An 8,437-nucleotide genomic window follows, 5' to 3' on the forward strand; every position below is an offset into this window, starting at 1 on the left:
ATCAGGAAATTTTATCATCTTTGTAGCTCTTTTAAAATAGTTAAGTGGCTATTTAAGTTTTTTGCTGATGGTCAAATATTCGATTTTCCAAAAACTTTTCAGTATGGAATTTTGCCACAATCTATTTAGGATTGCTATATATTGGTGACTATCTGCGAACAATCCCAGATTATCAAGATGTTGATCCGGTTGGTTTACAAGTACAGAGTCAAGGGATTTTAAAAGCCATTGAATGTCACCATGGAGTATTGGTAGAGCGATCGCGGCGAGTTTATTCCTTTGCGAATTGGAGTCTTCAGCAATACCTCTCCGCTAGAGAGTTTACCACGAAAACGAATCAGAACCCTGACGCGATCGCGGAATTAGTCACCCACTTGACCGAACAATCTTGGCGAGAGGTATTTTTATTTACTGTCACCCTATTGCGTCACCCTGAACAATTAATCCAAGCGATGAAACAAGGGGTGGATCAGTTATTGATACCGGATCAGCGGTTAGGGCAATTCGTGAACTGGATAGACCATCAATCGAAATCTAGCCCATTATCCCACAAGTCAGTCGCTGTGCGTGCCTTTGATTTTGCCCTGGCTTTAATTTTAGATCAAGGCTTAACCCAGACACTCAATTCCTCTCGGCTTGAGCAACCGTTGGAACCGCCACCGTTGCAGCAATTACCCTCCTGCTTGTCCTTACCCCAAAAATTGGACGCCAAATTTACAGTACCGGAAGCCTTAGCGTTTAAGGTGGAGGATTATTTACCCCCAACGTCTTTACCGCCGCCGTTATACCGAGCGTTAATCCTCAACGCTATTTTAGAGTATAGTCTCGCATTTAACCTAGCGGTTAACCCTGAGCATCTGGGTACATTAGCGCGATCGCTAACAACTTTACTCGATCCGGTGTTTCAGTTTCAATCGAATGGGGAGAGGTTGAACTCGTGGTGGTTTAATCATCGTCACTCTTGGATCAGACGAGTTGGCTTTTTGATGGGACAACATGACCAAGGGGAACATGATTGGCAGTTTAGCAGAAACCAGACGCGATCGCTGTGGGATTATTATGATGCGAATCAATTAGTGGTGGATTGTTTAAGGAGCAGTGATGAGGTAAATATTGAGGTGCAGCAACAAATGGAGGACGAGTTATTTTTGTATCGGGAATAAGTCATTCGTCATTTGTCATTCGTCATTTGTCCTTGGCTTCCCCTTCTTCCCCAGCTTCTCCTCACCCCAACTATTTATTCAGGGTTATTAAAGTCAATTGTAGGGTGCGTTAGCGTAGCGTAACGCACCGATTTTCTGATTTTTAAAGTTGTTCTATAAATTTATAGCAACCGCCATGGCTGTTAGGACACATCATTTATGTAGAGACGTTGCATGCAACGTCTCTACAATGGTGCCGAAAGTCCTAATCGATGTGTCTACTGCTATAACAAAGGAATGCTTCCAGTGCTGCTTTATCCGAAGCACCTTCTACATAAATAATCACCCTCATGGTAACCGTTCCAATTCATCACTTCGGTGCAGTTGCTCAATTTCTTCCCCGCCAAAATCCTCTAACATCTCTCTTAAAACCTGCGACTGACCGGGTTTAATAAACTTAGCTTCTCCATTTTCTTTGCGGAGAACCGCAATCTTCGCAATATCAAACTGGGTCAAAAAGTACGAGGAGTGAGTTGCCAAAATAATCTGAGTGCGTTCAGACGCTTTTTCAAATAAGCCAGCTAAAAGGGGTAAAGTTCGAGGATGAACCCCTTGATCCGGTTCATCAATACAAATTAAAGTGGGAGGATGAGGGTGTAAACACAGACATATCCAACAAATCAGACGCAGAATTCCATCAGATAAATCGGCAAGACTTAAATCGTGGTCAACGCCACCTTCTTGCCAAAAGGCAATTACTTCTCCCGGTCCCCCTCGTGCTTTTACAGTTAATCCTTTAAATCCAGGAACGACAAAATGCAAATGGTGTTGGAGTTCATCGAAGAGTGAGGGGTACTCAGTCAAAAAATAATGCAAGACTGAACTAAGATTTCCTCCATCTTCTCGCAGGATAGGGTCTTGCTCAATCGGTACAGATTTGCGGATTTTCTCATTCGCGATATTGAATGAACTGTAAAATCTCCAACTCCGAATATATTCGCTGAGTTGAAAGAGAATCACCATAGCTGGATTCGTCATGCTGCTGAGTGCAAGTTGATTCTGTCATTTGTCATTGGTCATTGGTCATTGGTCATTTGTCATTTGTCTAAAATTGTGGGATAGATTTGACGGTGAAATTGGGCGCACGTCGGTGCGCCCCTACAATGCTAATCCACCAATTAAGGTGTGCCACGCCACTACCGACTTATCTAACACCTAACAATTGCGCCACAATGGGCAAAACCGCATTCGCGCGATCGCAATCTATTTCCTCCTCCCCTATCCCCGGTGTCTCAACCGAGGTTCCCCGTTTAACTCGTTCACCGATTTGGCGGCGTTCAGCCGTAGAAAATGTGGCAAAGGTGCGGCGTAATAAGGGTAATATCTCGGTGAAGGTTTCTCCTGAAAGCTGAGTAACCCAATCATCAATTATCTGCCACAAGGTATAGTCATGCACGAGTAACAATCCACTCCCCTGCAAAAACCCTTCTATCCAAGCCGCCGCTTGCGGAGGTTCGCTGGCGTGAGATAGAGCAAATTCTAACCGACGGGAGGCGTCATTTCCCTTAAATACCCCAGCATCCAATAATAATCGACAACTTCGACCCGCGAGTAACCCATGCAGGTTGGCTTGATCTGCCAGTTGCCATAACACCTGTTGCCAGGATTGTTTATAGTCAGGATTATTTAACAGGGAAATCGCGTAATTCATTTGTTGGATACGCTGATCGATATGTCGCGCCGCTTCATCATCCAGAGAGGCACAAGCTAAGGGTAAACCCAGACAAATCCGAGTTACCAACCCATCCACCACTGAGGTGATCATGCGGGTATCGGTTTGGCGCACATTTCCGTAGCGTAATACCTGCGCTAATGGGGGTAAAGCCTCCATTAATTGGGCGACATCTCGATTCAGGGTGGCTTCAGTTTGCAGGCGATGCATCACTTCGGGTAACGCATCAGGTAAGTTTGCCAATAAAACAGTTTCGACTAACTGAGTCAGACTGGGTAGCGCTTGCGCCTGTTGTGCCTGATTCCGGGCATAAGCTGTCGCTGCTGCATCAATCGTATTCCCCCAAATCCCGGCTTCAATTAGTTTCACCGCAAATTCTGGATGCCATTGCAGCCGCCATCCTTCTTTAAAGGTTCCTTTCCCCCTTGTCGATTGTCGTATCCCCCAAGCAATACCGAGTAAATTGAGACGATGGAGAAGATGCGATCGCGCTAAGTCATTTGTTTTGCGTAAATCTAGTTCATACTGTTTCTCGGTGGGATTAGCCCGGAGGCGTAAGCGTTTCTGCTGCTGCTGTAAATCTCGTTGTAAGGGAACCATGGGCGTATCATCGGGAACCTCTCCCAATCGTTCACCCACAATCAGTTGATCCTGAATTAAACCCATCGGTAGATCAGAGCCAAAGCATAGAACGGTTTGCGTCGCTTCATTTAACTCCAGCAAACCCGGTAACGCGCGATCGCGCAATGCTGCCAAAGATTCCGCTAACCGTACCGCTTCAATAATATGGGCAGATGAGGCATCTAAATCTTCCTGACGCAACAACCGCGCCACCTTAATTAACCACCGAATCGCGATCGTTGATTGTTGATTGTTGAGTTTTGATATGTGTCCTGACGTATCTGTAGGGGCGGGTTTAGGGACTTTCTTGTCGCGATTGATAGTAACGTTGGTACAAAACCCGCCCTGACTCAGACTTGAATCAACTCCCCCATCTCCCCTATCTCCCCCATCTCCCCCATCTCCCCCATCTCCCCCATCTCCCCCATCTCCCCCATCTCCCCCATCCTGATAACAATCCCACAAATGACCATACCAACCCGGCGATTCAATCCCCGCCCCATAGCCACTCTTCAATGCCAGTCGTCCATACGTCCAAGGTATCCAAGTGGCTTCAACTTTCGTTTTCGCCAATCCTTTCAGCAACGCATTATCCGCTTTCGCCGCAGGCATATCCACCAAAGCAGGAGCGTGCCATGCACCACAGACAACAGCAATGCGTTGAAATCCTTCTTTTTGCGCCGCCCGAATCAGTTTCCGCATATAGGCTTCCCGTTGCGCTTCCCTCGGATCATCTCTGGGGGGTACATCCTGACGCAGAGCCGTCATTGCTTCTAAAATCGCCTCAAATACATCCGTACTCTCCTGGCGATGTTCAACTAACTGTTCCCACCAGCGTTCCCCATCACTATACCCAGCAATTCTTGCTAAATAACCCAACGGATCATAGTAAATCTCATCCTCTTCCCCTGCTTCCCCTGCTTCCCCTGCTCCCTCTGCTTCCCCTGCTTCCCCAGCTCCCTCTGCTCCCCCAGCTTCCCCAGCTTCCCCAGCTTCCCCAGCTTCCCCATCTCCCTCTGCCAACTGATGCACCAAGGGTAAGTCCACAAACCGCACCGGAATCCCTTGAGTTAAGGCATAATTAATCCCTTGCCATTCTGGGGAAAAAATAGCAAAGGGATAATACACTGCTTTCTGGGGTTGGTCGGGTCGGTAAACTAATAACGCTACAGGCGGTTGCATCTGGGAATGAGTCACGAAAGGCAGCATCCCATCCCCATCCGGGGGACCTTCTACTAAAAGGATATCCGGCTTGAGATTATGCAGAGAATGATAGAGCGATCGCGCACATCCGGGTCCATGATGACGTATGCCAAAGATATGGATGCTCATGTTTTCGTCTGACTCCCCTGCATATAGCGTTTTTTTTTGTCAAATCAGCAACCGATAGCGTTGCCAAAATTGTGTCGTTGAGATCGGCGTGTAGTATTTGTAGTGCTTGATCCTTAAAACTGCCAGATTGTTGGCGTAATCAGCTATTGGAGGATTTTTTGACTCAATTTATTGATAAAAGCGAATAAAAACCCAACGTCTCATGTTTAATTTATCTTCACAAATCATACTACAGTCCCGGCACAACGGCAATATCAGGGTTTCCAGTTGTTTTTTGGGTGTTCACATTCCTTAACAGAAAACGTATCATTTGCTTTACTTGACAGATTTAAAAGGCTAACCGACAGACTATAAAGTTTTACTTATACTGATGTTCGCTAAAAACAGACAAGAAATAGGGGTATTGATAGAAGGCTGATTTCGCGGTAAGGGATCTGCGTAAAAATAGAGTACCAGTGAGGCAAGCTGAATTCATTAACTCAGCCAAGCTTCCTTGGTACATTATTAAGTCGCAAGTCCCCAATTCGCGGGAATGGCATTAGTCCCCGCCTTGTACTGCGTGTTTTGAGCCAGATAACCAATCTCTGGGAGATACTTTTGCCAGTCAGACCAAAAGGACTGAAAATTGAGTTTCTCTGCCAAGGTTTGACACAGGTCGAGAATTGCCGAAAGACTTTTTGTTGGTGAGTCTGGTCTTCCACCAGTTCAATGGTGGGATAGAGTCCCATAAACCGGAAGCTAGGATTGAGCAAACTGGGTAGGGACGCGCTTAGGGATTTCCCGTCTCCGGTGGCGGATTTGTTGAAAATGATGTCCGCTTTGCCTTGAGTCACTTGACTATAAGTCTGGACTTGGTGAGACGAGAGGGGACAAGTGGAACCGGGAGGAGGTCTGAGGTTAGGCGCTGAGACATGAACCTGGCAAACGCGATCGCATCCCAGTGGACAATTCCCCACCCCAGGATTAAGCTGAGAGTACAAGGGGCGTAGATGAATTTTCATTCTTAATCGTTTTGTTCGATATTCCCAACTTAATACCCCCTTCTCCAAAGTCGTAGTCAAATTTTGATAACATCTCAGATTGTTTTGCAGACAGAATTCTGTGGGGTGTTGGATGTCGCGATCGTTCTACCTAATCTACTCGCTAACCTCGACAATCAGAGACACTCATTCTATGATGTGAATAAGCGGATTTTTGACGGGACGAAGCGGGGGCGAAAAACCCGGTTTGCCGTCAAAACGCTAGGAACCTTGAAAATTAAAGATTTCAGCCGTTTTTGCGAAAGGGCAAAAAAAGCAAAAAGTCCATTTCAGCCCCTGGATTTCGTCAGCCGTCAAAATTGGCTCTGGAAATCCCGGCTAGAAAGGGTTTCAGAGGGCGGGGTTTCCTTATAATGAATCCCGGCAACGGGATTGAAACTTTAATTAAAATGCGCTCCAGCTTGGGGAGACAGGTTTCCTTATAATGAATCCCGGCAACGGGATTGAAACCTTACTCTACCAGGTGATCCAATATTCAATATTATTGTTTCCTTATAATGAATCCCGGCAACGGGATTGAAACGAATAGTGCGATCGCCCGATAGTCGGCGAACATGCTCCCGTTTCCTTATAATGAATCCCGGCAACGGGATTGAAACTATCCCTGATGGAATTCAAGCCAACCTTAGACGGGTCAGGAGTTTCCTTATAATGAATCCCGGCAACGGGATTGAAACAATGATTACCTGAATCATCCAGTAAATTACTACGTTTCCTTATAATGAATCCCGGCAACGGGATTGAAACAGGGGGCATTTCCCCAGCTCCCGCGATCGCACTTTAGACTAATCAGATCCAGCTCAAGAGCGATCGCACTCCTGGCGATAAAAACGATTCATACCAAATCCGGGTTAGCTACCCCCGTTATAATCTAGTCCGCGCAGGCGGACTTTGTTTGTGTAGCAGCGATTTCAATCGCCTCCTCTTGCTTGTCAAGTTCTGATAACTGAAACCATTCTTTCCCCCAGAAAGGTTTAAATTTTCCAATCAGACTCCAATCTCAACAAAACGTCATAATTGCTCGTTTTTTACCTCGTCTTGGGAAAAAGCTACGAATTTTCAGGGGTTACAGCGATTGTGAGAAGATAGTGCGATTTTCGGGTATACTCTCTATGGTGGTTTTCTTGTCAGTAAAAATAATCTCGACACAGCTAGACCCATTAAATTTTCGTAAAACTTTGTATAAGTGCCGATTTTCCTCTCACTGCCAATGTCCCCTTGGACGCATGTATTTTGTTAAACTTATGTTAAAAATCATAACTAAGTATTGACAAACACACAGATAACACAGAGGGAATAGCGCAGAGAGAATACTGAATAGTGAAGCACACAGATTGACACAGAGAACGAAATAATTTCCCCAACAATTCTTACTCTTTTCATCCTTTGCCAGTGAGAACTAACGCCTCTGTCTGTGAAATCCGTGTGACTAACCTCTAATGACCCCGGTTAAGCTGTTCGGCATTTAAACCTTAAACCTTAATTCAATAATGGCGAAACCCTTGCCGTAGTGCGAGCATCTTGCTCGCTACCCATTCCCAATTTAAATGCATGACAGCTTATACCAAGTTGCAGTCTAATGTAGGGTAAAGGTGCGTTACGCTTCGCTAACACACCCTACAGATAGAGGCTTTGCGTAAGTCCTAGTAAAACTTTCTTTTTCCCCCAATCTCCCCTGAACCCCCTCACCTCATCTCCTCTATCTGCTATCTTTGAACACAACTTGGTATTAGGGGCGCGATCGCTCTGTTCCTCTCGCCTATGTCTTCCCCATACAACCAAATCGCCTTTGCCCTGGAAATCCTCAAACTCCTAGCCGAACAACCGATAAAGCGTCAGGATTTAGGAGATATCCTCTCAGAATTTCTCGAACAGCACGGCAAACCACCCGGAGATGTCCTGCAAAAACTCACCCGCACCATCAGCCAACTAAGAGACTGTGGCTTTGACATCAAAAGCGCTCCCCATCATCCCTACGAACTGGTGGACTCGAACTTTCCCCTGATCCTCTCCCCCGAACAACGCCAAGCCTTAGCAATGGCAGCCTACTTCTTAGACAGTATGGGATTTTCCGCTCAAGCCAGCCAAATTATCCGCATTGGCAAACTGACTCAAGCGGAGCAACCAGATAATGTCAAAGTAGACTTTAGTCCTCCTGTTAATTACAGTGAGAACAACCTTAACCTGATCATTCACCAACTTCAGGAGCGATTTAAACAACAATGCCGCTACACCATCCGCTATCGCAAGCGTCCAGGAAATGAGCGAACCTGGGACTTAGACCGCTCAGAATTGCGGCTGCATGATGGTACTCTATACTTATTTGCTTTCGCACCCGATGCAGCTTCACGCCACATCAGCAAACGACCCAATGCTGAACAAAACTACCTTTTTCGCGTAGACAAAATTGTCAGTGTCGGTGCTGCTTCTAATCCCGCATTTCTCACGAAAGGCGCGATTGCGAATAGCAGAAACCTTACCAGACAAGGATTTAAGCCCATTTATTCACCCCTAGTTGCACAGAACAGTGTGTTGCGCCTTCAAGCCTCTGAATAATCATTTTTCTCAAC

At 46.0% G+C, this 8,437-nt stretch carries 5 protein-coding genes, 1 pseudogene and 1 CRISPR repeat array; of the genes and pseudogenes, 3 read left to right on the forward strand and 3 right to left on the reverse strand.

The window, feature by feature from the left end; translation table 11 throughout:
* Together RIG66_RS08300 and RIG66_RS08305 are read left to right on the forward strand one after the other, a co-directional pair.
* A pseudogene (locus RIG66_RS08300) lies at positions 1–129 on the forward strand (IS630 family transposase); the annotation flags it as partial.
* Between the two features lie 2 nt (positions 130–131).
* The gene (locus tag RIG66_RS08305; protein ID WP_446376973.1) at positions 132–1,163 is read left to right on the forward strand and encodes an NACHT C-terminal helical domain 2-containing protein; all 1,032 of its coding nucleotides are present in this window, start codon (positions 132–134) and stop codon (positions 1,161–1,163) included.
* Positions 1,164–1,490: 327 nt separating this feature from the next.
* On the opposite strand, the gene RIG66_RS08310 is transcribed toward RIG66_RS08305, so the two are convergent.
* The 3 genes from RIG66_RS08310 to RIG66_RS08320 form a co-directional block, all read right to left on the reverse strand.
* A complete protein-coding gene (locus tag RIG66_RS08310) occupies positions 1,491–2,180 on the reverse strand; it encodes an AAA family ATPase (RefSeq protein WP_446376975.1) in 690 nt (229 codons plus the stop codon).
* A gap of 166 nt (positions 2,181–2,346) precedes the next feature.
* Positions 2,347–4,827, reverse strand: a complete 2,481-nt coding sequence (locus tag RIG66_RS08315; protein WP_446376977.1) for a DUF5682 family protein — start codon at positions 4,825–4,827, stop codon at positions 2,347–2,349.
* Between the two features lie 479 nt (positions 4,828–5,306).
* On the reverse strand, positions 5,307–5,828 hold the full coding sequence (locus tag RIG66_RS08320) for a hypothetical protein (protein WP_446376979.1): 522 nt from the start codon (positions 5,826–5,828) through the stop codon (positions 5,307–5,309).
* Between the two features lie 381 nt (positions 5,829–6,209).
* Positions 6,210–6,614: a CRISPR direct-repeat array (repeat unit 37 nt; unit sequence GTTTCCTTATAATGAATCCCGGCAACGGGATTGAAAC).
* 1,014 nt (positions 6,615–7,628) lie between these two features.
* On the opposite strand from RIG66_RS08320, the gene RIG66_RS08325 reads away from it, so the two are divergent.
* Positions 7,629–8,423: a helix-turn-helix transcriptional regulator gene (locus RIG66_RS08325; protein ID WP_446376981.1), complete on the forward strand. Its 795-nt coding sequence runs from the start codon at positions 7,629–7,631 to the stop codon at positions 8,421–8,423.
* Positions 8,424–8,437 lie beyond the last annotated feature (14 nt).

This window comes from Coleofasciculus sp. E2-BRE-01, assembly GCF_040221695.1.
Classification (GTDB): domain Bacteria; phylum Cyanobacteriota; class Cyanobacteriia; order Cyanobacteriales; family Coleofasciculaceae; genus Coleofasciculus.